The sequence below is a fragment of the Bradyrhizobium australiense genome (assembly GCF_013114825.1).
Lineage (GTDB): Bacteria > Pseudomonadota > Alphaproteobacteria > Rhizobiales > Xanthobacteraceae > Bradyrhizobium > Bradyrhizobium australiense.
Window position 1 is genome coordinate 824,092 of sequence record NZ_JAAVLX010000004.1, and the last position, 22,300, is coordinate 846,391.

22 protein-coding genes and 1 pseudogene are annotated in these 22,300 nt (G+C 59.4%); 7 read left to right on the plus strand and 16 right to left on the minus strand.

The genetic code is table 11. From position 1 onward, the window contains the following. Positions 1–306 precede the first annotated feature (306 nt). From HCN58_RS16000 to HCN58_RS16035, 8 genes and pseudogenes are all read right to left on the minus strand, one after another. A complete protein-coding gene (locus HCN58_RS16000) occupies positions 307–2,589 on the minus strand; it encodes a xanthine dehydrogenase family protein molybdopterin-binding subunit (protein WP_171580298.1) in 2,283 nt (760 codons plus the stop codon). Then, entirely contained in the window at positions 2,586–3,074 is a 489-nt protein-coding gene (locus tag HCN58_RS16005; protein WP_171580299.1) for a (2Fe-2S)-binding protein, read from the minus strand. The genes HCN58_RS16000 and HCN58_RS16005 overlap by 4 nt, the downstream gene beginning before the upstream one ends. A 197-nt stretch (positions 3,075–3,271) precedes the next feature. Further along, positions 3,272–3,340 (minus strand): annotated as a pseudogene (gene pqqA, locus HCN58_RS36745) (pyrroloquinoline quinone precursor peptide PqqA); the annotation flags it as partial. A gap of 137 nt (positions 3,341–3,477) precedes the next feature. Beyond that, on the minus strand, positions 3,478–4,110 hold the full coding sequence (locus HCN58_RS16015; RefSeq protein ID WP_171580301.1) for a hypothetical protein: 633 nt from the start codon (positions 4,108–4,110) through the stop codon (positions 3,478–3,480). Continuing rightward, the gene (locus tag HCN58_RS16020) at positions 4,107–4,670 is read right to left on the minus strand and encodes a c-type cytochrome (RefSeq protein WP_376701178.1); all 564 of its coding nucleotides are present in this window, start codon (positions 4,668–4,670) and stop codon (positions 4,107–4,109) included. Before HCN58_RS16020 ends, HCN58_RS16015 begins: the two co-directional genes overlap by 4 nt. A gap of 63 nt (positions 4,671–4,733) precedes the next feature. Then, positions 4,734–6,521 carry a PQQ-dependent dehydrogenase, methanol/ethanol family gene (locus tag HCN58_RS16025; RefSeq protein ID WP_171580302.1) on the minus strand — a complete coding sequence of 596 codons (1,788 nt, stop codon included), beginning with the start codon at positions 6,519–6,521 and terminating at the stop codon, positions 4,734–4,736. A 104-nt stretch (positions 6,522–6,625) separates the two neighbouring features. Next, positions 6,626–7,144 carry a copper chaperone PCu(A)C gene (locus HCN58_RS16030; RefSeq protein ID WP_235983632.1) on the minus strand — a complete coding sequence of 173 codons (519 nt, stop codon included), beginning with the start codon at positions 7,142–7,144 and terminating at the stop codon, positions 6,626–6,628. 367 nt (positions 7,145–7,511) lie between these two features. After that, on the minus strand, positions 7,512–7,910 hold the full coding sequence (locus HCN58_RS16035; protein ID WP_171580303.1) for a hypothetical protein: 399 nt from the start codon (positions 7,908–7,910) through the stop codon (positions 7,512–7,514). A 148-nt stretch (positions 7,911–8,058) separates the two neighbouring features. On the opposite strand from HCN58_RS16035, the gene HCN58_RS35310 reads away from it, so the two are divergent. From HCN58_RS35310 to HCN58_RS16060, 6 genes are all read left to right on the plus strand, one after another. Then, a complete protein-coding gene (locus tag HCN58_RS35310; RefSeq protein WP_210266004.1) occupies positions 8,059–8,301 on the plus strand; it encodes a MaoC/PaaZ C-terminal domain-containing protein in 243 nt (80 codons plus the stop codon). A 71-nt stretch (positions 8,302–8,372) separates the two neighbouring features. Continuing rightward, positions 8,373–9,302 (plus strand): enoyl-CoA hydratase/isomerase family protein, encoded by a 930-nt coding sequence (locus tag HCN58_RS16045; protein WP_210266005.1) that lies wholly within the window; start codon positions 8,373–8,375, stop codon positions 9,300–9,302. A gap of 234 nt (positions 9,303–9,536) precedes the next feature. Next, positions 9,537–9,659 carry a hypothetical protein gene (locus tag HCN58_RS36750; RefSeq protein ID WP_283814576.1) on the plus strand — a complete coding sequence of 41 codons (123 nt, stop codon included), beginning with the start codon at positions 9,537–9,539 and terminating at the stop codon, positions 9,657–9,659. Positions 9,660–9,718: 59 nt separating this feature from the next. Beyond that, positions 9,719–10,912, plus strand: coding sequence for a CaiB/BaiF CoA transferase family protein (locus HCN58_RS16050; RefSeq protein ID WP_171580305.1), 1,194 nt, complete (start codon positions 9,719–9,721; stop codon positions 10,910–10,912). After that, entirely contained in the window at positions 10,909–12,249 is a 1,341-nt protein-coding gene (locus HCN58_RS37090; protein ID WP_210266006.1) for a helix-turn-helix domain-containing protein, read from the plus strand. Before HCN58_RS16050 ends, HCN58_RS37090 begins: the two co-directional genes overlap by 4 nt. 97 nt (positions 12,250–12,346) lie before the next feature. Next, a complete protein-coding gene (locus HCN58_RS16060; protein WP_171580306.1) occupies positions 12,347–13,570 on the plus strand; it encodes a glycoside hydrolase family protein in 1,224 nt (407 codons plus the stop codon). A 213-nt stretch (positions 13,571–13,783) separates the two neighbouring features. On the opposite strand, the gene HCN58_RS16065 is transcribed toward HCN58_RS16060, so the two are convergent. The 8 genes from HCN58_RS16065 to HCN58_RS16100 all read right to left on the minus strand — a co-directional run bounded on the left by HCN58_RS16065 (position 13,784) and on the right by HCN58_RS16100 (position 21,303). Then, positions 13,784–14,260, minus strand: a complete 477-nt coding sequence (locus HCN58_RS16065; protein ID WP_171580307.1) for an Lrp/AsnC family transcriptional regulator — start codon at positions 14,258–14,260, stop codon at positions 13,784–13,786. Between the two features lie 205 nt (positions 14,261–14,465). Then, complete coding sequence (locus HCN58_RS16070) at positions 14,466–15,386, minus strand: dihydrodipicolinate synthase family protein (protein WP_171580308.1); 921 nt, start codon at positions 15,384–15,386, stop codon at positions 14,466–14,468. A gap of 44 nt (positions 15,387–15,430) precedes the next feature. Beyond that, positions 15,431–16,591 (minus strand): glycoside hydrolase family 88 protein, encoded by a 1,161-nt coding sequence (locus HCN58_RS16075; RefSeq protein WP_171580309.1) that lies wholly within the window; start codon positions 16,589–16,591, stop codon positions 15,431–15,433. Between the two features lie 71 nt (positions 16,592–16,662). Then, positions 16,663–17,118 carry a MaoC family dehydratase gene (locus HCN58_RS16080; protein WP_171580310.1) on the minus strand — a complete coding sequence of 152 codons (456 nt, stop codon included), beginning with the start codon at positions 17,116–17,118 and terminating at the stop codon, positions 16,663–16,665. Between the two features lie 52 nt (positions 17,119–17,170). Further along, entirely contained in the window at positions 17,171–18,268 is a 1,098-nt protein-coding gene (locus HCN58_RS16085) for an ABC transporter ATP-binding protein (RefSeq protein WP_171580311.1), read from the minus strand. Between the two features lie 25 nt (positions 18,269–18,293). Beyond that, positions 18,294–19,106 (minus strand): carbohydrate ABC transporter permease, encoded by an 813-nt coding sequence (locus tag HCN58_RS16090; RefSeq protein ID WP_171580312.1) that lies wholly within the window; start codon positions 19,104–19,106, stop codon positions 18,294–18,296. After that, the gene (locus HCN58_RS16095; protein ID WP_235983633.1) at positions 19,103–19,957 is read right to left on the minus strand and encodes a carbohydrate ABC transporter permease; all 855 of its coding nucleotides are present in this window, start codon (positions 19,955–19,957) and stop codon (positions 19,103–19,105) included. The genes HCN58_RS16090 and HCN58_RS16095 overlap by 4 nt, the downstream gene beginning before the upstream one ends. Before the next feature lie 47 nt (positions 19,958–20,004). Further along, positions 20,005–21,303 carry an extracellular solute-binding protein gene (locus tag HCN58_RS16100; RefSeq protein WP_171580314.1) on the minus strand — a complete coding sequence of 433 codons (1,299 nt, stop codon included), beginning with the start codon at positions 21,301–21,303 and terminating at the stop codon, positions 20,005–20,007. Positions 21,304–21,878: 575 nt separating this feature from the next. On the opposite strand from HCN58_RS16100, the gene HCN58_RS35810 reads away from it, so the two are divergent. Continuing rightward, a complete protein-coding gene (locus HCN58_RS35810) occupies positions 21,879–22,250 on the plus strand; it encodes a kinase/pyrophosphorylase (protein WP_376701181.1) in 372 nt (123 codons plus the stop codon). Positions 22,251–22,300 lie beyond the last annotated feature (50 nt).

Genomic DNA, 22,300 nt, shown 5'->3' on the forward strand with positions numbered 1-22,300 from the left:
ATGCAAACAGCTGACCGTGGCGGGCCTGGTAAAGCCTTGTCATACCGAAACCAATGCGGATCGGCAGCCGGCGTGCCAGGCGCCCTCGATCAACCTGGCAAGCAAGCGCTGGTGCCTGCGGCCGGCCGAAGCCAGTCTCCTTAGTCGAATTCCCCGTTAAACAGGACAATTTGCGGGGATCCTCGGAATACGGGAACCGAACTAACCCATCTATTCGGTTGTCCGCTTCAGATAATGCAATTCGAAAAAAATTCGCCGGAGAGGCCCCCTGGCGAGTCGTCCCTGTCGGGTGCTTGTGACTGGGGCTTACGCCTTCATCGCGCCCTTCACGGCTTCCGGCGTGATCGGCAATGCGCGGACGCGGGCGCCGGAGGCATTGAAGATGGCGTTGCCGAGCGCGGGCGCCACAACCGTCACCGCCGGCTCGCCGACGCCGGTCGGTTTGTCGCCGTTGGCGATGACGTTGACGGCGACTTCCGGCGTCTGGCTCATCCGCAACGGCGTATAGGTATCGAAATTGCTCTGTTCGATACCGCCGTCCTTCAGCGTCGCCTTCTCATACATGGCGAGCGAAAGGCCCCACAGCGCCGCGCCCTCGACCTGGGCGCGGATGTTGTCGGGGTGCACCTGCATGCCGACGTCGGTGGCAACAGTCAATTTCTTGACCTTGACCTCGCCGGACGGCGCGACCGCGACATGGGCTACGCAGGCGGTCCAGCTTGCGGTTGCCCGTTCTTGCGACGAGATACAGGCGATGCCCATGCCCTCGCCCTTCGGCAGCTTGGTGGTGCCGTAGCCGGCCATGCCCATCGCCGCGAGCAGGGTGTTGCGCAGCCGTTGCGCGCCGCCGTCGTTCTTGCCTTTGCCGTCCAATAGCGCGATGCGATACTGCGCCGGATCCTGGCCGGCCGCATGGGCGATTTCGTCGATCATGCTTTCGACCGCCCAGAAGGTCCAGCCCGGCGCCACCGAGCGCAGCGGACCGGACGGGGTGGCGGTGTGCGCCAGCTCGTTCTTGATCGCGCGGACATTGTGATTGGGCACTGAATAGAAGAAGTCCGCCCCATTCACAGTGAAGGAGTCGAGCGGCCCCTTCTTGTCGACCGATGGCGTCAGGAAATCGGGGATTCCCCAGCGCGCGGTCGGCCAGGCCGAGACAACGTCATGGTTGAGCGCGATCAGCTTGCCCTCGCCATCCAGGCCCGCCTTCACCTTCTGGAAGGTCAGCGGACGCGAATAGTCCATGGTCATATCGTTTTCGCGCGAATAGATCACCTTGACCGGCTTGCCGACGGCCTTGGCCGCTTGCACCGCGGGCACCATCATGTCGGCATCGAGCCGCCGGCCGAAGCCGCCGCCGAGCCACATCTGGTGCATCACGACGAATTTTGGATCGATCCCGGCCGCTCCCGCCGCGATTGCCCCAGTGCGCGTAGCGAACTGGTTGCCGGAATAGATGTGCAGGATGTCGCCCTTGAACTCGGCGGTCGCGTTCATCGGCTCCAGCGGCGCGTGGATGTTGATGCCGGTGGTGTATTCGGCCTCCAGCACCTTGGCCGCGGTCCCGAAGGCCGCCGCCGTGTCGCCGTCCTTGACGAAGAACTGCCCGGAATCCTCGAGCGCCTGCAGCCGCCTGGCCTCGTCGAGCAACGACTGGCTTGATAGCTTGGCGTTCGGGCCGTTGTCGTAGGTGATCTTCAGCGCATCGGCCGCCTTGCGAGCGTTGGCATAGGTATTGGCGACCGCCACCACCCATCCCGTCGTGCTGCCGGTTTGGTCGTCGAGCGTCACCGCCCTGATGAAGCCCGGCACCTTTTTGGCAGCGGAATCGTCGACCGATTTCACCGTGGCGCCATAGCGCACCGGCGGCGTGACGATCTTGCCGTAGACCATGCCCGGCAGCATGACGTCGATGCCGTATTTGGCCGTACCGTTGACCTTGGGCGGAATGTCGAGTTGCGGCACCGAGACGCCGATCATGGTGTACTGGTCGGGCGTCTTCAGCTTGATCGCCTTGAGCTCGTCCGGCGTGAAGGTCTTGGTGATCTTGCCGCTCTTGACGATTTCGGCAAACGTCATCGACTTCTTCGACTTCGGATGCGAGACGGTGGAGTTACGTACCACCAGCTCACCCGCCGGCACGCCCATGATGCCGGCGGCCGCTTCCGTCAACGCTATTCGCCCCGCGGCGCCCGCGCGGCTCATCGCATCGAAGTTCATCATCGTGCTCCAGCTACCGCCGGTGATCTGAGCACCGAGCACGGGATCGTTGAACTTCGGATCGTTGGAGGCGAGCTGAACCCGCATGTCCTTCCAGTTCGAGCCGAGCTCTTCGGCCACGATCTGCGCCATGGTGGAAGCGATGTGCTGGCCCATGTCGGCCTTGCCGCAGGTGACGGTCACGATGCCGTCAGGCGCGATCGAATACCAGACCGAAGGCTCGAAGTTGGAAGGCGCGGCCAATGCCTGTTCGATGCCAGGGGCCGCGGCATAGCCGAGCACGAGGCCGGTGGCTGCCGAGCCGACCAGGAACGAGCGGCGGCTGAGATTAGTGGGCGCGCGCTCAGTGACGTTCACGTGCGTATTCATGTGGCCCTCCGCTCGGTGCCGGCGTTGGAGGCATGCATTTCGGATGCGGCGCGCATGATCGCCTTCTGAATGCGCGAATAGGTCATGCAACGGCATAGATTGCCATCCATGTGCGCGATCACTTCATCCCTGGTCGGGTCGGAATTCTTGGAGAGCAGCGCTGCCGCCTGCATGATCTGGCCGGACTGGCAGTAGCCGCATTGCGGGACCTGTTCGGCGATCCAGGCCTTCTGCAGCGGATGATCGCCCTTGGCGGAAAGGCCTTCGATGGTGGTGATCTTCTTGCCGACGGCGTCGCTGACCATGGTCTGGCAGGAGCGAACGGCTTCGCCGTTGACATGGACCGTGCAGGCGCCGCAGAGACCTGCGCCGCAACCGAACTTTGTACCGGTCATCTGCAATTGCTCGCGGATGACCCAGAGCAGCGGCGTATCGTGTGCCGCATCCACGGAGAGATCTCTGCCGTTGATGTTTAACTTTGCCATTTGCCAAAAACCTTCTTACGGGACGAATTCGAGGCGATTGAACTGACTGCATTCCGGTGAAAACGAGTGGCAGCATCGCAAAGCTGCGCTAACTCCCACAGTTACGGCACCCGCCCGCCGCTGACCTGCACCGGGCCGATCGGGCAACAAGCGAAATACCTCAAACGAAGCCTACCGTCCGGGATACCGACCGCGCTGGCACAGGCGTACATGTTGATTTCCATGCCGACCGGCAGTTCTACGATCTTCGGCGCGTTCCACTTCATCTCTTTTGTTTCTTGGAGAGGCTGAGCTTGGCCTGCGCATCGAGCACACGCCCTCTCGCATCCTCGGCAACTCTCCAAGCCCGATGACGCAAGTTGAAGAAGTGGAAACCACAAGGTACCGGCTCGGCAGAGAAGCCCTATTGCATCTCCCGGGTAATCCGAACATACGTCCGATCAACGAAGTCCCTCAGGTCTCGGCCGGCTCGTCTGAACAAGTTGCGCTCGACGGTGAGCAACCGGTCCGGCAGTGACTTTCTGCATGTGTCGCGGATGAAAACACCGCCGACCGGTTGCTCGTCGGCTTGCGCCTTCCCTTCGGTACATGTCCACCCTTCGCCGCCGTAACGAGACCTGACCTGCGCAGCGAGTAGAAAGGCCTTCTTCCGAGCATACAGTCTTGCATTCGGATCGGTTTCGATATCGAGGCCCGATACGATGCCCTTGCCGTCAATGAAGACGGTCAAAAGCACCGGATGACCCGCAATTAGCGTGCCTTCTCGGCTTGTCTCAGGATCGAACTCGAAGTGAATTGCTCGCAATCCATCGCGCTCGGCCGGGCACTCATCCCACGCGGACCAAGCTGGCAGCTTGGCCTTTGGATCCCTGGCGCAGCACAGATTCGCGTAGCCTGCGTCCGATACTATATGGACGGGCCTGCCAACGGTGATATCGCGAACATCATATTCGGGCTCGACCTGCGCGACAGCGGCTTGCATCCCAACGGCAAGAAAGACCCCAACCGACATCACGGCGCGACGTGCCGATTTCATTTCGAGCCCTCAGTCCCTGTCTTGCTGGATGATTCCGCACCCGCCTTGTAGATGTCACATACGCGCGACGTGTTGCCAAAGAAGGTCGTACATTGAGCGTACGTCGGCTCGCCCGCGCCCTTGACGTGGGCGATCACATAGTCAGCAACCGCTGCGATATCGTTCGGTCGCAGAAACGTGCCGCCCTCGGGCGGCATGCGTTCACCGACATCCTGCCGGGTCATGTCGTAGCAGCTGGTTGTGTCATAGGCGCCTCGCACGAAGAACGGCATGCCCGTCCCGGGCCGGCCGCAAGCCACGGTCTCGATGATCTGCTCCTTGGTCAGCTCGGTCTTGCGCAGCGACAGCGCATCACCGCCGTAGCCGCCGCCGCCATCGCCGTGCCATTTGTGGCAGCCCATGCAATTGGCCCTGCTGAATACGGCCTTGCCGGCATTGGTCGGGTCCGACACTGCTACTTGCGCCGCCTGACCATAGGCGAGGCCTGACATCGAAAGATTCAGCGCGACGACGCTCACGAGCAGGATACTCGTCGCCGCCGGGGATACGTTGAAAGCCATCATCGCGTCTCTTTTCGAAAAGATTGGAGGGTCCGGATTAACGGACCCTCCTTTGCGAGCAGGTCAGAGCGCGAACACGTAGAGCATCGATCCCGGCTGAATCTTCTTCAGCTCGCGCGTCGAATCGATGAACCATTTGTCCCAGGCGCCGCCCAGGCCGACCAGGATCGCGACATACTGCTTGCCTTCCACGGTGAAGGTCATGGGCGGCGCGTTAACGCCGCCGCCGGTATTAAACTCCCAGAGCTTCTGCAGCGACTTGGCGTCAAGGGCCATCACTTCGCCGGACGGCTGACCGGTGAAGACGAGGTCGGGAGTGGCCAACATGCCACCCAGATTGGGGAACGGCGTTGCCATTTTTTGGGCGATCTTGCCGGTCGTCACATCGATCGCGGTCACGCTGCCGGTGATCTTGAACGGTTGGCTCGTGCCGCCGCCAGTCCAGAACTCACGCGGCTTCAGTTTCTCCGGCGTCATCACCTCGACCTTGACGCGATTGCAGCTCTCGATCACCGGGATGTACCAAAGCTTCAGGTCGGGATTATAGGCCGTCGGCGGCCAGTTCTTGCCGCCCATGTTGCCGGGGCAGATGTCGGTTTCCATGTTGGTGCGGCTCGGCGTCACCGATGCGATGTAGGTCTGCACGGGCTTGTTCGGATCGTACTCGATCGGCTTGCCGTTCTCCGGGTCGAGCCCCTTGGTCCAAGTGACCTTTTTAACGAACGGCACCCCCCACACGAACTTGCCGGTGGTGCGATCGATCGCGTAGGCGAAGCCGTTGCGGTCCGCTTCGAGCGCGAGCTTGCGCGGGCCACTCGGTCCGGGTATGTCGACCAGCACGTTCTCTGCCACGCTGTCGTAGTCATAGGGATCGTTCGGTGTGTGCTGGTAGTGCCACTTGATCTTGCCGGTCGTGGCATCAAGGGCGAGCGAGCTGTCGGTGTAGAGGTTGTCGCCCGGCCGATAGGCGCTGTCCCAGTCAGGCCCGGGATTACCGACGCCCCAGATGATGGTGTCCGTGGCGGGATCGTAGCTGCCGGTAACCCAAGTCGAACCGCCGCCGGAGGCGGCCGCGTTGTTGCTGTCTTTCCAGGTCTCGCTGCCGGGCTCGCCCTTGCCCGGGATTGTGTAGGTGCGCCAGACCTCCGTCTGGGTCGTGAGATCGGTGGCGGCGAGCCAGCCTCGAATGCCGTACTCCGCGCCGGCAACTCCCGTGATCGCCATGTTCTTGACGATCAGTGGCGCGCCGGTGATGACCTCGCCCTTGTCCGGATCGGCCACAGTCCGTTGCCACGCAACCTGGCCAGTTTCCTTGTTGGTCGCGATCAGCCGGCCATCGAGCGTATGCGAAATGACGAGATCACCCCACAGCGCGACGCCGCGATTGTCGACGCCGCAGCACGCCACAGCACCAGCCCAGTCACGGTCCGTCTTGGGATCCATCTTCCAGACCAGCACCCCGCGGCCGCCATGCGCATCGATCTTGTAGACCGAACCCCAGCCATCAGTCACGTACAGGAATCCGTTCTCGGCAATGGGAGTGCCTTCCAGCCCGCCATGGCTCCAGATCCCACCGCCTTCGACCCCGCCGAGGTGCATGGTCCAGGCGACCTTCAGGTTCTTCACGTTATCGCGGTTGATCTCCTTTAGAGTAGAGAACCGGTGAGCCGAATAATTCTGATGATGATGAAGCCAATTGCCCGGCTCCTTGCCGACATTGAGCAGCCGTTCCTGAGTGACCTCATCCGCGGCACAGACCTGCGCTGCAGCCAGCATGCCTCCCGCGGCGATTGCAACCGCAACCAGCCGCGCTCGCGTCGATATTCTTGCGTGATCTGACAATCGCTCCATGAGTAGTGCCCTCCGTTGATATATTATGGTTGATCGAACGTCCGGCACGCGTCCGGGCATTCGGCTGAGAGGCCTTATCCAGCGGGCTCAACGGTCCACTGAGATCAGGGCGTTCGTGAAACCTGCACCTCCGTTTCTTTTGTTCCGGCTTTCTGGAAAACGACGGCGCATGTGAACGTCTCGCCGTCGACAAGTTTGTGGCGAGTCTGTAGCAGCATGACGTGGTATCCATCCTGCCTGAGCTCGAGGGTCCCGTTCTCCGGAATCGGAATTGACTTAATCGCACGCATGGCGGGCGCCCCTTCGCCGCGATCAACAGTGTGCTTTTCCGAAAAATTCGCGAATGGACAGCGGACGCGCAAGATAGCGTCAGCTTCGGCTGCATCGTTCTTGATTGTCAGCAAAAGCGGCAGGTCGATGCCGATCTGATCGGATGCGGAAACCCGGGCATTCGTCACCTTAAGCGCGTCCCTTGCGGCGGCGAATCCGGGCATCAGCGTCAGCGCAAATCCGACAATCAAAAATCGGATCGCAAAGAGCCGCAATCCGCCACCACCGCGCACAATCCGCCTGCCGCGATCGATGTCGGTGCGGCCGCGAAGTTCGTAGCGATCGTCATCCATGAAAAACGGAACCGCCAGCGGGCCGACATTATACAGGTTGGCAAAGAGCTGCAGTGGAATGACCAGCAGTGGCGCGCCAGTCGACCCGACGGCACGCGCGCTCGCAATTGCAATGGAGATCGCAACCGGCGCACCGAGCCCAAGAAGGACGTTGCCAACATGAAGACCCCACACGATCGCGCCTCCCCAACTGTTAGATGCGGCTCGATATTCCGACGCACCGACGGGTGTCTCTACTTACCGGGCGACAGGCGCGACACAACCATCTGCACCAGCGCATGCAAAATGAGCAGTGCACCACCGACCGGAACGGCAAGATTAGGATAGACCATCGAGGTCCGCACTGACCACGCGTTCTCCGTCCTAATTAGCGAGAGCACTTCGCCGCCATAGAGGGCGAAGACAATGCCAGCCCGATCATCGCGAGGTCGGCAGTGTCCTGCACCGCGCCATGTGTAATCACGGGCAGACGGTCCGCTGGCGCCTTGATCTCAGGATGGACCCAAAGCTTCACGCCAAATGTTTCACGCTGCCGCTCCCCCTTCGCGCTTTTTTGATATACGACGATAGACTTCAATTGAGCGAAAGTATTGGCGAACAGAGCGCAACGCGTTAGGACGCATTTCCGAATTTCTTGTACTTTTTTACGTGACATCGGCATCTGGATAGCGCGCCGATCATCGCCGCGACGCACAATCGCTTCTGCGGTGACAAGTGCGCACCCCTTCGAGCGCGCCCCTCTGCACGCGATTGCCGAAAAATCCAAGCATTCGCACAAACTGTCCTAACGCCGGCACAGGGTCGCTTCTAACATTTGGAAGAGTAAGCCCACACGTCCACGGCAGCCGAAGCTTACTTCCAGGTTCGCAGATGTCGGGACGATAGCGGCAGCTCTAAAGATCAGATCCAACATCATGGCCCAGCGACCTATCATGAACTGTTACGTGATCGGCGATAGCGCCGACGTCGCGAAGACCGTGACCGAATATAACGTATATGCATTCGCAGACATTGTTGGCGACTTCTGCGGCGTACACCTCACTGAGGAGTACGCCAAGAATACGCGCTTCAAGAAGCGGATCGCGCAGGGAACGGTCTCGGTCGGCCTTCCCTCCACCGCGACGGGATATATGGCAGCAAAGGCTCCGCAAGCGTAGTGCCCTACCGATATGGCGTCACCTTCGATGCCCCGGGCTATTTCGGGGACACCGTCACCGCAAAGCTGGTGGTGCGTGACAATGATGAGGAGCGCGACACCTGCATATTTACTACGAGGTCACGAACCAGAGAGCGGCACTACCGCGGCCTCGGGCAACAACTACCTGGAGGTCCTTTGATGCAAACAGCTGACCGCGACAGCCTGGTGCTGATGGAGCAGCTCGGCGCCGTTCGCGTGCTCACCATCAATCGCGCCGACAAGATGAACGCGTTCACGCCGGCGCTGATGCACGAGCTGGACCACATGCTTGACGATGCTGCGCGGGATAGCGCGACCCGTGTCGTCATGATCACGGGGGCGGGTCAAAAGGCCTTTGTGGCTGGCAACGACATCGATGGCCTTATCGAGATGAATGCTGTCGAGGCGTATCGCGACATGCAAAGTGGTCAGCGCGTCCTGTTCAGGCTATCTGAATTCGCAAAGCCGACTATTGCGATGGTGAATGGCTATGCATTGGGCGGCGGCTTCGAGCTCGCGCTGGCGTGCGACTTCATCATCGCGTCCGATACGGCGCGGTTTGGCTTTCCGGAGATTACACTCAATACCATCCCTGGTTGGGGCGGAACGCAGCTCGCGGTCAGAAAGATGGGGTTGGCGCGCGCCAAGGAAATGGTGTTGACCGGGCGCCACTATACGACCGGGGAATGCCGGGAGTTTGGGTTCATTCATGTTTTCGCTTCCGCGCCAGAGCTGAATTCGGCGGCGCTGGCCTTTGCCGAACAGTTGGCGACGCACGATTCGTTCGCCATGGAAATGGCCAAGCGCAGCGTCAACCGCGCCGCCGAGATCCCGCTGAATGCGGGACTGGATCTGGAGGCCGCGAACTACGCCGTCAACTTCGGCACCACTGCCGCCCGCACGGGTTTGCGCGCCTTTGCCGCGCGCCGCAAGCCCAAAAAAGCGCTCACCGACAATTCGACTTCCGAGAAATCCAAGTGATCCCATGAGCATGCCCCATTCGCTGAACGATCAGCACGCGATGATCCTCAATTCCGTTCGGCGTTTCGCGGAAAGCCAGATCGCGCCCTGGTCCCAGCAGTTGTGGAAAGAAGAAGTATTTTTGTACGAAATAAGGCTTGCAGGCTCGGCCTTGCCGGCCTGCCCTACCCTGCGTGTATGGCGGTGGCGGCGGCGAATGGCTGTCCTTCATTATCGTGCTCGAGGAACTATCGCGTGTCGATTGCGGTCGCCAATTCGCCGCTGATGGCAAATTTCGATGCCAAGGTGCTGAAAATCGTGGAAGGCACATCCGAAATGCAGCGCACGATCATTCGCGCGAACTACTCGCGCGAATGAAAGCAAAGCGTGAGCGCTGACGTTTGAGAACAACTGCTGGGTCCAGCCATGAGGTTTCCATGCTCGAGGGCATTAAGGTTTTGAGTTTCACGCACTTTCTGCAGGGGCCTGCGGCCGTGCAGATGCTGGCTGACGCCGGGGCGGACGTAATCAAGATCGAGCCTCCTGGAGGCGCATTTGAGCGCAGCTGGTCCGGATTCGATGCCTTCAAGGAAGGCGTGAGCATTTTCTTTCTGCTCGGCAACCGCAATCAGCGGAGCCTCTCGCTAGATCTTCGCAACGAAAAGGCGAAAGAGATCGTGTTGCACATGGTGCGCGAAGCCAACGTGCTGGTTGAAAACTACCGCCCGGGCGTCCTGGAGCGGCTTGGCTTCGGCTATGAAGACATGAAGGCCGTCAACCCCCGCCTCGTATACTGCTCCTGCTCGGGTTATGGATCGTCCGGCCCCTACTTGAAACGGCCTGGCCAGGACATGTTGCTGCAGGCGATGAGCGGCATGACCATGCTCTCGGGCGGGGCCGACGCGCCGCCGACCCCGGTTGGCTCCGCAATTGTCGATCAGCACGCCGCCGCGCTTGCAGCGTTCGGCGTCGTTTCGGCGCTGCTTTCGCGTCAGCGCACCGGACGCGGCGCGCTGGTGGAGAGCAACCTTCTCAATGCAGCCCTCGACCTGCAGATTGAGCCGTTTACCTATTACCTCAACAAGGGCCGGCTCTGGGCGCGCACGGACCCGCCGCTGGGCAGCCGCTTCCACCCCGCTCCGTACGGGATCTATCGCACCGCGGACGGCTGGATCGCGATCTCGCTAACCCCTATATCGCAGATGGCAGCGGCGCTCGACTATCCGAAGCTAGCAGCTTTCAACGACCCTAAGGATCCGATGCGTCGGCGCGACGAGATCCATCACATCGTCTATGAGCGCGTGCAGAGCCGCAAGACGGCGGAGTGGATGGAGATCTTCGATGCGCACAACATCTGGTACGCGCCGGTGAATGACTATGAGGAGGTCGAAACCGATCCGCAGGTCGCACATAACAACATGATCATGACGATCGAGCACCCTCAAGCGGGCGAGGTGCGGCTCTTGGCGCATCCGGTCCGCTACGATGGCGAAGCGCCACCGCTACGTCGATTGCCACCGCGGCAAGGCGAACATACCAGGGAAATCTTGGCCGAGCTTGGCTATGCAGCGGACGAAATCGACGCATTGTCTGACGGCGGGATAGCCATTACCAATAAGGCCGCCTCGTGATCATCGCAACCAAGCCGGAAACCTGGCGGCTACCGAGCTTCAGCAAGTTCGAGATTGGCCGAACGCATGCGGTGACCCGCACTTTCACCGAAACGGAAGTGGACGCTTTCGACTATCTCTCAGCGGATCCTGATCCTGGATACGATGGTCCGCAAACAGACTGGCGAGGCAGTCCTCAGCGGACTTTCGGCTTACAGGTATCTACGTTTCAGACAGGGCCTTCGTTCCACTGCAGCAGAAATTCGCCAGACGGCGAATCCTCAAGAAAACGGGGCTGGCATATTAACGCGACTGATGCTATAAAAATGACTGAAATCGTTTTCAGACCTCAACGATTACAACCCATGGCGTCCTCAGAGCCGATGGATGACGTAGAAGGATCACCGGCGAGACTGGGCCGACGACCGGCGGCAGTCCGCTCGTTCTTTTCGCGAGGCGAGCCAGCGCACCGAAAACCGTGTTGTTCACTGCCGGTCGTGAAGATAGAGCACTACGATTACGGCTCCGAGATCAAGTCGCTCAACATCCATTTTGCACCGCTGGAGAAGATGAAATCGACGCTGCCCTACCCGCATCGGCACGACTTCTATCATATCGTCTGGGTGACCCGCGGCACCGGCTGCCACATCATCGACTCCGTCAAATATGAAGTCCGGCCGAACAGCCTGTTCTTCATGGCCCCAGGGCAGATCCATGATTTCACGCTCTCGGAAGACGCGATCGGGCACACCATCAGCTTCAGCCCGGAATTCTTCGCTTTCAGAGTCCACAACCGGCATTCGCTCACCGACATTCCGATCTACAGTCTCGAAAATCTCAACAACGCGCTTTATCTGGACGATATGCAGGCCGAGAGTCTCCGCCAGATCATGGATGCCATAATCGAAGAATACACGGCGGAGAAGACCGGGCATGAGGATGTGATCTGGTCCTATTTGCGGATCTTCCTCATGAAGATTTCACGGATAGCCGTACCTTCCGCCATCGCCGACCTGTCGTCCCGAAACCTGCTGCTATCACGCCGTTTCAAGAGCGCGCTGGAGAAGAATTTCGGCACCATGAACGAGACGGCGGAATATGCCAAGCTTCTGAAGGTCACCGAGCGTGCACTCAACGAAGCCACTCGGCAAGCCCTTGGTTTAACCGCGGCTCAGCTCATTCGCGAGCGGATCATGCTGGAGGCCAAGCGGCTGCTGCTGCACACCGAAATCGGCGTGGCTGAGATCGCCGACCGTCTCGGCTTCGAGGATCCTGCGTATTTCAGTCGCTGTTTCAAGAAACACACCACCCGCTCGCCAATCGAATTCCGCCAAAGCCTCCCTACACTGAACTTTTGATCCATCGCCGAATAAACAAAGCGAAACTGGCAGTCCTCAAACCCATCGGGGGCTCGTCGCGAAGATCTCACCCACCTGTTTTCTCTCGGAAAGAAGCATGCCGGACACGACCAAAAATTCGATCGAACTCACTGGCGCGCAGCGGCGACTGTTCACCGAGGTCCTGAACGTTATGGCCCGCAAAGTGGCCGAAGACGAGCCGACATTGGGCGTCGAGTTTCCGCATGTTACAGCACCGGACGGCTCCTGGATTAAACTGCCGGCTTCGCTGTCGGCGGGCTATAGCGGCGAAGCCTGGAGCCACGGCAACTGGCTGTGCGGCTTCTGGGTTGGCTTGTTGTTGACCTGTTATCTGCATACCAACGAGAAGAAATACCTGATCTGGGCGCGCGAACGCATGCGGCTCGTGGCTCAGCGCGCGGACGACCCCAACACGCATGACATCGGCTTTATCTTTGACAGCAGCGCGATTCCCGCGCACGCGATCACGGGCGATCGTTGGTATGCGGATATCGCGATGACCGCGGCCGACAAGCTGCGCGCTCGGATCATCACCACGCGCAGCGGCGCGTATCTCGCCTCCTGGGGGTCGTTGGACGACCCGCGCGGGCAATGCAGTTCGGCCATTGACACGATGGCCAATCTCTCGCTGTTGTATTGGGCAACCACTTACAGCGGCGACCGCAGCTATCGCCTGGCCGCCGAAGCGCATGCCGACATGACCGCAAAGGCTTTCATTCGCTCCGATCATTCCACCTATCATGCAGTGGAGTACGACGTGGTGAGCGGCGCGCGGAAGCGCGGCTATACGTTCCAGGGAGCAGGCGACGAATCCGCCTGGACCCGCGGCCAGGGCTGGGCCATCTACGGCTTTGTCAACTCCGCGCGAGAGACCGGGCAGCGCCGATATCTAGACCTCGCCGAACAGCTTGCAAACTATCATATGAAGCGCCTCGCTGGACGTCAGATCCCACCGTGGGACTTCGATGCGATGAAGGCCGATGCCGACATTAAGGACACGGCGGCAGCGGCCGTGATTTCATCCGCCTTGCTCGAGCTGGGGCGGTTGCATCCCGATGGCGCCGCTGCTTCGGCGTGGACTGAGAAGGGATTGGCGATGCTGGAAGCGCTGTGCCGCGATGAGTTCGCGAGAGAACCGTTGCATCGCGGCTTGTTAAAGAATTCCTGCTACTCGAAGCCGCACAATGAGGGTGTACGCAGCGCGACCATGTTCGGCGACTTCTTCTTCACCGAGGCCCTGTGCCGCGTCATGCTGCCCGGTAAGTTCCGACCGCTGACGGCGGTGCCGACGCTCGCGTGAGATGAACTGGCATTTCGCGAGCTGATCTGCCCAGCACGCGCCACTTCCAGGAATATCCAAACCCGCTCCCAATCTATCGACTACACTTTCTGAACGATCGCAACATTCAGCCGTCGTTGCACACGCGCTTTATTACAGCCGCACGGCTTGAGCTCGGCCGCCAGCTGGCCTCTCCAGCTGGACCTCAAACCGCTGCGCTCTAGCCTAGCTTGGTCACCAGCATGCGATAGAATCCATTGGTAAAGTGAAGCCGGCTTTGACTCTGTCCAAAACGACCATACTTTCAAAGCGCTTTATATCTGGGTTTTCGTCTACTAAAAACCGAGTAAACTGCTCGTACTCTTCCATACTATTTGCTGTTACTAGGAGAACGAAGTCAGTCTGTCCGGTAACGTAGAATCCGCTCATCACCTCTGGCATTTTGCGGATTGTCTGCTTAAAGCGATCGACGATATCGGTCCGATCGCGCTCAAACGAAATGAGAACCAACAGGCTCACGTTCCGTCCGATTGCTTTTGGGGAGACGATTGAAACGTCTCCTTCTATGACACGTTGTGATCGTAGGCGTTTCAGTCGACGCTGAACTCCGGATGCAGACAAACCGACCTTCGCGCCGAGTTCTTCACTGGTCAGGCGATTGTTGCGCTGTACGAGGTCAAGAAGACGAGCATCAATTCTATCGAGTTGCATGGCTGCGCCACGTTCAGAAGATCGAAATTCCGGAAACCTGATGAGCAGTTCGCGATCAGGGCAAGCCAGCAGCGTAGACGGCGGGAGCGCACATCATGCGCTCCCGGTACCGGATCAGCTTACAGATAATTCCGCAGCCCAAGTTTTCATCAACGGTCAAGCCGAAAATCCAGTGCCCGCATGCCGCGTCTCGGCGTCAGCGTCCTCAGTGCAATGCCAGAGGATTTGCTTCCCGCGCAAGCTCGATCAGCCTGGCTCTTGTCTCCGGATGGATCTGCTCGAGCGGATGACGAACCGCCTCGCATTTGGTGACCTTGCCTTCCGCCATCACGCTCTTCGCGGCACGCAAGCCGCATTGCCGGTTCTCGAAGTTGATCAACGGCAGGACGTGCGCATAGGCCGCCGCGGCATCTGCGCGACGTCCCGCCTTGTGATTGTCAATGACATCGCGCAACAGATCCGGAAGCAGCGCGCTCGGCATGGTACCGGTAGCCCCGGCGTCGAGATCGGCCATCATGGTAATGGCCTCCTCCCCGTCAAATGGACCGACAATGGCCGCGCCACCGGCCTCTATCAGCGAGCGGAGTTTTGCCGCGGCAAAGGGCACTTCGACCTTGAAATAGCTGACGAGCGGCACCGCACGCGCTAAACGCGCCAGAAAAGGCACCGTCAGTGTCACGCCGCTTAGCGGCGCATCCTGAACCATGATGGGAATCTTCGCAGCCTCGGCAACACGGCTGAAATGCTGCAACATGCCCTCTTCATCCGTCCGCAGGCCCGCGCCGTGGTAGGGCGGCATCAGCATCAACAGCCTCGCGCCGCGCTCGGTCGCATAGCGCGCCCGCTCCTCCGCGATCCGGGTGCTGAAATGGCTGCAGGTCACCATCACCGGCTTGCGACCAGCTACGTGCGACAGGCACAGATCGACCAGCGTATCGCGCTCCTCGTCCGACAACAAAAACTGCTCGGAATAGTTGGCCAGAATGCAAATGCCGTCGACGCCTTGGTCGATCATGCAGTCCAGCAGACGCTTCTGTCCTTCCAGGTCGAGGTCACCGTCCTCCGTGAACGGGGTGGGAGCGACCGGGAACAGGCCGCTGTAGACCGGGGAGTCTGAACTTCTCATAACATGGCTCCACGCATCGGGAGAGGTGACATCGATCGATATGTTTAGATCTTTTCCGCCTCGATCAAACCATCCAGAACGTTCAGCGATTCCAGCAGATAATAGGAGCCGAAGATCGTCTCAGCATTGGTCGCGGAATCCCGTACACGAGCGTCGCGCCGCTTATTGAAGCAGGCGCCGACCAGCATGCCTTGCGAGCGGGTCTCCCCTGCCCCGACGGGCGTAAGATAGCCGTTGATCAGAGCGAGCGCGATGCGCTCGCCTGCATCCTGATATTTCGCGCGGAGATCGGCGGACGGCGCAAGCCGCCCCAGCTTGAGCAGCGCCGAGCAGACGATCGCAGTAGCCGCCGTATCGGTTTCTGTATTGGGGATTGCCGGATCATCGAAATCCCAGAACGCCACCAGGCCGGGCGGGACGTGCGACAGCCACCAGTCGGCGCCCGCGATCAGCTGCTCCATCCAGCGCTTTTCCTGCGGACGATGGGCAAGCGCGACCGCGGCATAGACGAGGCCCCAAGCCTGCGCCCGCGCCCAAACGCTGCTCTCGCTAAAGCCCTTGTGGGTAAAATGGCGGACGACCTTGCCGTTCGCTGGATTGAGCTTGCTCGACTGCACGATCGAACCGTCGGGCCGCATGTGAATATCCAGCACCCGCGTCGTATGTCGCGCGGCGACGTCAGCGAACGATGCTTCCCCCGTCTTCTCTGCCGCCCAGAACAGGAGCGGAACCGCTTGCAAGGAATCGATGCTGCTGAAGGAGTTGCCTACGTCCTCCGACTCCTCGGCGTCACTACCAAGCGGAATGAGATCGAGCCTCGGGTCATATTGACCCTTCAGCGAATGGGCAGCATCCAGCGCCAATGTCGCGGCATCCTTGTCTGCACACAGGATGTCGCCAAGTGCAACGCCGTAGTAGAACCCAAAGCCCTTGAACGCCGTTTGCAGATGCGCCCGCGGCTCGAGCCGGCTGCTCCACAGCCGGGCAGCATCCAGGTATCTGGAGCTCCCCGTGCGTCGCGCAAACAACCACAACATGCCCGGCCACGCGCCGCCGGTCCAGTCGCCGTCGACAGTCGTCGTCCATTTTCCCGTCGCGGCCTCGGCCCAGTGCGGGAACTCCGATTGCAGGCTCTCGAGCGTCTGATCGACTCGGCAGCGCATCCGTTCGATTGCCTGTTCCCATCGCGGCTTGGCTGTGCTCACCATTTCCTCCAGTTGCCTTTTCCGGCCACCTCTTCTCTCCACATACACGTGCGATCGCCTTCGCGAATCGCCTAGGACGTAGGCCGCTTCGTCACGTTGGGCGTCCATTTGAGGTGATGCTTGCCCACGGCGACGAGTTCGCCACGCTGGTTGGTGACGTCCACATTGGCAAGCGTACGGCGGCGCTCCTCGTCGATTTCGCTGATGGTATAGGTCACTGTCACCGTGTCGTTGATGTAGACGGGCTTCAGAAACCGCACGCCATCGTAGCCGAGCGATACGGGTGTTGTATCAATGCCCTTTCGCACGCTTTCTTCAATCATTCGGGTCGAGGCCGTTGAAATGAATCCGACCATCAGCGCGCCATGGGCAATGCGCTTGCCGTAAATCGAATGGCTCATGAATTCGTCGTCGACGTGATTCTGCGAAAGATCACCGGTCAGACCCGCAAAGAGATAGATATCGGACTCACCGACCGTCTTCGAAAATCGAACGCTATCGCCGACGTTCGCCTGCATCACAGTCATTGTTCTTGCCTTTCCGCTGTTCGATATTCAAAGTGATGACGCGTACAGACGACTATCTAATCGCCATTTCCGTTTTATCATCGAAGAATTGCAGCGTCTTGGCATCAACCCACATCTGCACGCTGGCATGAGGGCTGACCTCCGTCTCTGGCGAAATACGCGATGCCATCATCGTGCTGTCCGCAACGTTGAGAGCGATCACCTGTTCCGAACCAAGTTGCTCGGTGACGGTGACGACGCCGCTGAAGGATGAGCCCGAATTGTCTGAAGGAATGCCAAAACGTATATGCTCGGGCCGGATACCTAGAATCACCATCTTGGCGCCATGCTTGCGCAGGACTGCCGCCTGTTCGAGCGGCAACTCGACCTTGAAATCCTCCGCCTGCGCCGACATGACGCCGAGTTCTTCGACAAGCTCGACTTTCATAAAGTTCATTGCAGGCGCCCCGATGAAGCTCGCGACGAACCGGTTGGCCGGTCGATTGTAGATCTGCAGCGGCGTGCCGATCTGCTGAATCCAGCCGTCCTTCATGACCACAACCCGATCACCAAGCGTCATCGCCTCAACCTGATCATGGGTGACATAGACCGATGTGGTAGGCACGCGCTCGCGCAGCGCCTTGATCTCGATCCGCATCTGCGCACGCAGCTTGGCATCGAGGTTCGAGAGGGGTTCGTCGAACAGGAAGACTTGTGGCCGCCGTACGATACACCGTCCAAGAGCCACACGCTGCTGCTGGCCGCCGGAGAGTTGAAACGGCTTGCGTGCCAGGAGCGGCTCCAGACCGAGCATTTGCGTCGCGCGGGTGACTGCGCTCGTAATTTCCGTTTCCGGGACTTTCCGGTTTCGCAACCCGAATGCCAGATTGTCGAACACCGTCATGTGCTGATAGAGCGCATAGTTCTGAAATACCATCGCGATGTCGCGATCCTTTGGCGGCACATCATTGACGACTTTGTCTCCGATCCGGATAGTCCCGGCGCTGATGTTCTCGAGACCCGCGATCATGCGAAGCGTCGTCGACTTGCCACATCCAGATGGACCGACTAGCACCACGAATTCACCGGCTGCGATATTGAGGTTGACCTCGTGCACAACCTTAAACGTGCCGTACTTCTTTACGACGTCCTGTAGAGTGACCTCTGCCATAAACCTTCCTCTTGAGTCGCGCCGGTTACATGCGCAGCCCGCGAATGACGTATTTCTGACCAAAGATGGTCACCAGCAGCGCTGGCATCATCGCAAGCACGGCTGTCGCGCTCATCAAATTCCATTCCGTTCCGGTCTCGGTGACGAATTGCGCCATAGTCGACGTGATCAGGGGCGTACGCTTGCCCGACAGGATCAGGGCGAACAAAAACTCATTCCACGTCGAGAGCCAGCAAAGGATCGCAAGCGCAGCTATCCCCGGCATCGCGGCGGGAAGCGCGACGCGGTAGAACGCCCCCCATCGGGTGCAGCCGTCGATCAGCGCCGCATATTCCATCGACGGGTTGATGCCATCGAAAAAACCCTTCATCAGCCATGAGAAGAAGCAGACGTGCACCGCGATGTGCGGCAGCAACAGACCGACATACGTGTCGTAGATCCCAAGGCGGGTATTGACCAGATAAAGCGGCAGCACCCAAGAGATGTAGGGAACGGTACGGAAGATGTAGATGGTGGCGAACCAGCTGCGCTGGATCCAGCCGCCGAAGCGCGACAGCATGTAACCGCTGCCGACCGTGATGCCCAGCGACAGGATGGTAGCCGACGTCGAAAGCACGAAGCTGTTCCACATCGCTTCCACCACCTGCGACTGATGCAGCACCTCGACGAAGTTGTTGAACGTGAAATTTGTGCCGCGCCAGATGTAGAATACGCCAGACGCTGGACGGATCGACGTCACGCCGAGTATCGCAATCGGCCCGACGAACACAACGAATATCGCGGCGATGCTGATCGCGAAGATAGCACGCCGCAGCGCATGAAGGGCGAGCGCAATCATCGCGACACCTCCATGCTCCGGTTGACGAGCCTGTAGAGGCCAACCCCAACAAACAGCATGATGAGCGCGCCGATCCCGGCAGCGGCCGCGGCGCGACCGATGTCCAAATCCACGAAAGCCAGGACATAGGCGTAGACGCTGAACACTTCCGTTGATCGGGCGGGCCCGCCGCCAGTCAGGATCCAGACCTGGTCGAAGGTGCGGAACGCGTCAATTGCGCGGATCAGGACACAGACGATGATCACTGGACGCAGCATTGGGAGCGTAACACGCCTGAAGATGCACCACGGCGTTGCGGCATCGATTCGCGCGGCCTCGAAGGGTTCGGGCGGCAGTCCCTGCATGGCGGCCAGCAGGATGATGGTGAACCACGGCGTCCAGATCCATATGTCTGTCATGATGACCAGCGCAAAGCTCGGCCAGCGATCGGAGAGCCAGGCGACATCGGGAAGGCCCAGGTATGAGAGGAAAATAGTAATTACACCAAACTGATCGTTGAAAGACCACCTCATCATGGTCGCGGTGATAACAGGCGCAATCGTCAGCGGCAGTAGGATGATGGTCCGCATAATTGCCCGGCCAAAGAACGGACGGTTGAGCAATGATGCCAGTGCTAAGCCGAGTGCAAGGGATACGCCGACCGAGAGGATCATCAGGACGAACGTATTGGGTAGAACCATCTTCAAGAATACAGGGTCGGTGAAGACGGCGATGTACTGCTTCGGTCCGACCCAGGTTCTTTGCGGGTTAACAAGCGACCATTCGCGGAAGCTTGCATTCATTCCGATCAAGATCGGAATAATCTCGAAACAAACGAGAACGATCCCAGCCGGCGCGATGAGAAAAAGCATGAAGCGCTCTTTCTCATCGACTCCAAATTTCGTGGAACGAGCGGTCATCAATCGTTGGCCGTAGCGCCGGCATGGATGGCATCGGATCCGGCCTTAAGGGTAGCAGCAATGTCCTCGCGCTTGCCCTTCATCGCGCGGATCAGTGTGTCCGAATAGACCTTGTGCACAGTCGCCCAGTTGCGGAAATAGTAGGCAGCATGGACATGATCAGGCTTGAACAGGATTGTGTGGAGCCTGCGCCAGGTCGCGTCGTTCTTTTCGAGTGTGCGCCAAACGTCGGTGTTCGGCGGTGGGCCTCCGGTCTGGTTCCACTGCTCGATCTGAGCGTCGGGATCGCCGAGCATGGCGCCAAGCAGCTTTTTGGCCGCCGTCTTGCGATCATTCGGAAGAGTCTTTGGGATTGACCAGCCCCATACGTCTATCCAGGTGCGGACGCCGTTGCTCATGGGGCCGACCGGAAATGGCGCAATGCCGACCTTTCCTGCGACCGATGACCTCTCGGAGTTATTGAAGGTGTCGAGGAAAGTAGTATCGGCCACAGTAAAGGCGGCGTCACCGGCCTGGAAGATCGCATTTGCCTCATCGCGCGAATAGGTCGTCATGCCGGGCGGGCTTATCTTCTTGCTATTGAGAGCATCCCACCAAAACTCCGCGGTCTGCACCTGACAAGGAGAGTAGATCATTGGCTTCCAACCGTTTGCCGCAAGCTTCTTGTTGTCTCTCTCATAGGCGGGTGCATAGACGTCGCAACTGTTGTTCCAGAGCGTCCACCAGAAGCTGAAGAAAGTGTTGGTGTAACTCATGCCGCCGACATAACCCCACTTCACCTTCTTTTCGGACTGCAGGGGCTGACTGATCTTGACGAGATCGTCCCATGTCTTAGGCAACTCCGCCTCGGAAATGAGATCGGTGCGATAGAACAGAATGCCGGCCGTGGTCGTCATCGATACCGCCGTCGTCTTTCCGTCGGCAGCGTGGAACGGCTCAAGCTGCCCCACCTCGACCTTGCGCACGTTGGGAACGTCCTCAAGCGGTTCAAGATACTGGGCGAGATCCTGTCCCCAGTCGTCATTGTTCCAGATGATGTCGCATTGGTCGTTGGCCCCTGAGGTCAACATCTGGGTGATCTTCGGCAAATAGACGGTGTAGGACGTCACCGTTTTATTCAGCTTAACGCCTTGCTTGACCGCCCATTTCTCCAAGATCGCGACGTTTGCGACTTGCACCGGATGATTGATGTAACAGACGCTCAGCGCTGTTTCTGCTTGCGCCGATGTCGAAGAGCAAACCGCACAAAAGCCGCCGCCGACAAGAAGCGCGCGCGCAAGCTTATTCTCTAGTCCCATGGCATTCCTCCTGTTCGGCAAAGCGCGCTTCTACAGAAGCTTATGCTCTTGTTCGTCTGCGCCCCGATCTTCTGCGGCGGCAAACTACTTCCGGCACCTGGCCGTCGTAACACACGGGGTGGCTGACGACGCTAATCAGCGCCTTGTCGCTTTCGACGCTGACCAAGCGGAAGTATTGGCGAACGGAGCGGGAGAGTGTTAGGACGCATTTCCGAATTTCTTGTACTTTCTTACGTGCAATCGGATGGCGCGGTGATCCATTCGCTGCGACGCACAATCACTTCTGTGCTGACAAGTGGGCGCGTTTCTGCGAGCCGCTGCGCACGAATGCCGAAAAATACAAGTATTCGCATACTGTGCTAATGCAGGCAGGCATCGCTTCTACTGGTTTGGAAGAAATAAGCCCACACGTAGCGGGGCAGCCGAAGCTTGCTTCCGGGTTCGCGGATTATCGAGGAAAGGACCGGCAGCTCGAAAGATCAAAATCCAGCATTATGGCTAAAGCTACCAACATGATTTATATGCATTCGCCGGCATCGTTGGCGATTGCTGTGGCCTCCATCTCAACCAGGAATATGTCAGACCACGCGTTTCAAAATGCGGATCATTCACGAACACTTTCGGTCGACTGTTCTGTACAGTTGGAGACCTTGAAGGAGCCGCTGGCCGTCAGCCTGCATGCGACTCCCGAGCCGATGATCCAGGTTCGGCAAAACCGCCTGCTGAGCATGGGCGCCGATACGCCCTATGACGATTACATCGATCGTCGGTCAGTAGCCGATGAAGTCGCCTATGCCCGCAAGCTGAGCGCGCAATTCAGTTGGGCGCAGCTCGACGTGACACGCCGCTCGATCGAGGAGACCACCGCAGCCGTGTTGGCAAAGGAATGCCGGCACCAGCGGACCCTCGTGATCGGACACATGGCAGCAATGCACCGAGCCCGCTGAGTGTCGTACCGATATGACGCCATCTTCGTGCTCCGGTCTATTGCCGCGAC

Excerpts from the sequence above, each read along its gene's own strand:
- HCN58_RS16065 (WP_171580307.1), bottom strand. The coding sequence starts at position 14,260 with ATGCAACTCGATAGAATTGATGCTCGTCTTCTTGACCTCGTACAGCGC.
- HCN58_RS16030 (WP_235983632.1), bottom strand. The coding sequence starts at position 7,144 with ATGGATGACGATCGCTACGAACTTCGCGGCCGCACCGACATCGATCGC.
- HCN58_RS16080 (WP_171580310.1), bottom strand. The coding sequence starts at position 17,118 with ATGACTGTGATGCAGGCGAACGTCGGCGATAGCGTTCGATTTTCGAAG.
- HCN58_RS16090 (WP_171580312.1), bottom strand. The coding sequence starts at position 19,106 with ATGATTGCGCTCGCCCTTCATGCGCTGCGGCGTGCTATCTTCGCGATC.
- HCN58_RS16100 (WP_171580314.1), bottom strand. The coding sequence starts at position 21,303 with ATGGGACTAGAGAATAAGCTTGCGCGCGCGCTTCTTGTCGGCGGCGGC.
- HCN58_RS16060 (WP_171580306.1), top strand. The coding sequence starts at position 12,347 with ATGCCGGACACGACCAAAAATTCGATCGAACTCACTGGCGCGCAGCGG.
- HCN58_RS16020 (WP_376701178.1), bottom strand. The coding sequence starts at position 4,670 with ATGGCTTTCAACGTATCCCCGGCGGCGACGAGTATCCTGCTCGTGAGC.
- HCN58_RS16015 (WP_171580301.1), bottom strand. The coding sequence starts at position 4,110 with ATGAAATCGGCACGTCGCGCCGTGATGTCGGTTGGGGTCTTTCTTGCC.
- HCN58_RS16025 (WP_171580302.1), bottom strand. The coding sequence starts at position 6,521 with ATGGAGCGATTGTCAGATCACGCAAGAATATCGACGCGAGCGCGGCTG.
- HCN58_RS16050 (WP_171580305.1), top strand. The coding sequence starts at position 9,719 with ATGCTCGAGGGCATTAAGGTTTTGAGTTTCACGCACTTTCTGCAGGGG.
- HCN58_RS16000 (WP_171580298.1), bottom strand. The coding sequence starts at position 2,589 with ATGAATACGCACGTGAACGTCACTGAGCGCGCGCCCACTAATCTCAGC.
- HCN58_RS16095 (WP_235983633.1), bottom strand. The coding sequence starts at position 19,957 with ATGCTTTTTCTCATCGCGCCGGCTGGGATCGTTCTCGTTTGTTTCGAG.
- HCN58_RS16085 (WP_171580311.1), bottom strand. The coding sequence starts at position 18,268 with ATGGCAGAGGTCACTCTACAGGACGTCGTAAAGAAGTACGGCACGTTT.
- HCN58_RS35810 (WP_376701181.1), top strand. The coding sequence starts at position 21,879 with ATGTCAGACCACGCGTTTCAAAATGCGGATCATTCACGAACACTTTCG.
- HCN58_RS16005 (WP_171580299.1), bottom strand. The coding sequence starts at position 3,074 with ATGGCAAAGTTAAACATCAACGGCAGAGATCTCTCCGTGGATGCGGCA.
- HCN58_RS35310 (WP_210266004.1), top strand. The coding sequence starts at position 8,059 with ATGGCCCAGCGACCTATCATGAACTGTTACGTGATCGGCGATAGCGCC.
- HCN58_RS16070 (WP_171580308.1), bottom strand. The coding sequence starts at position 15,386 with ATGAGAAGTTCAGACTCCCCGGTCTACAGCGGCCTGTTCCCGGTCGCT.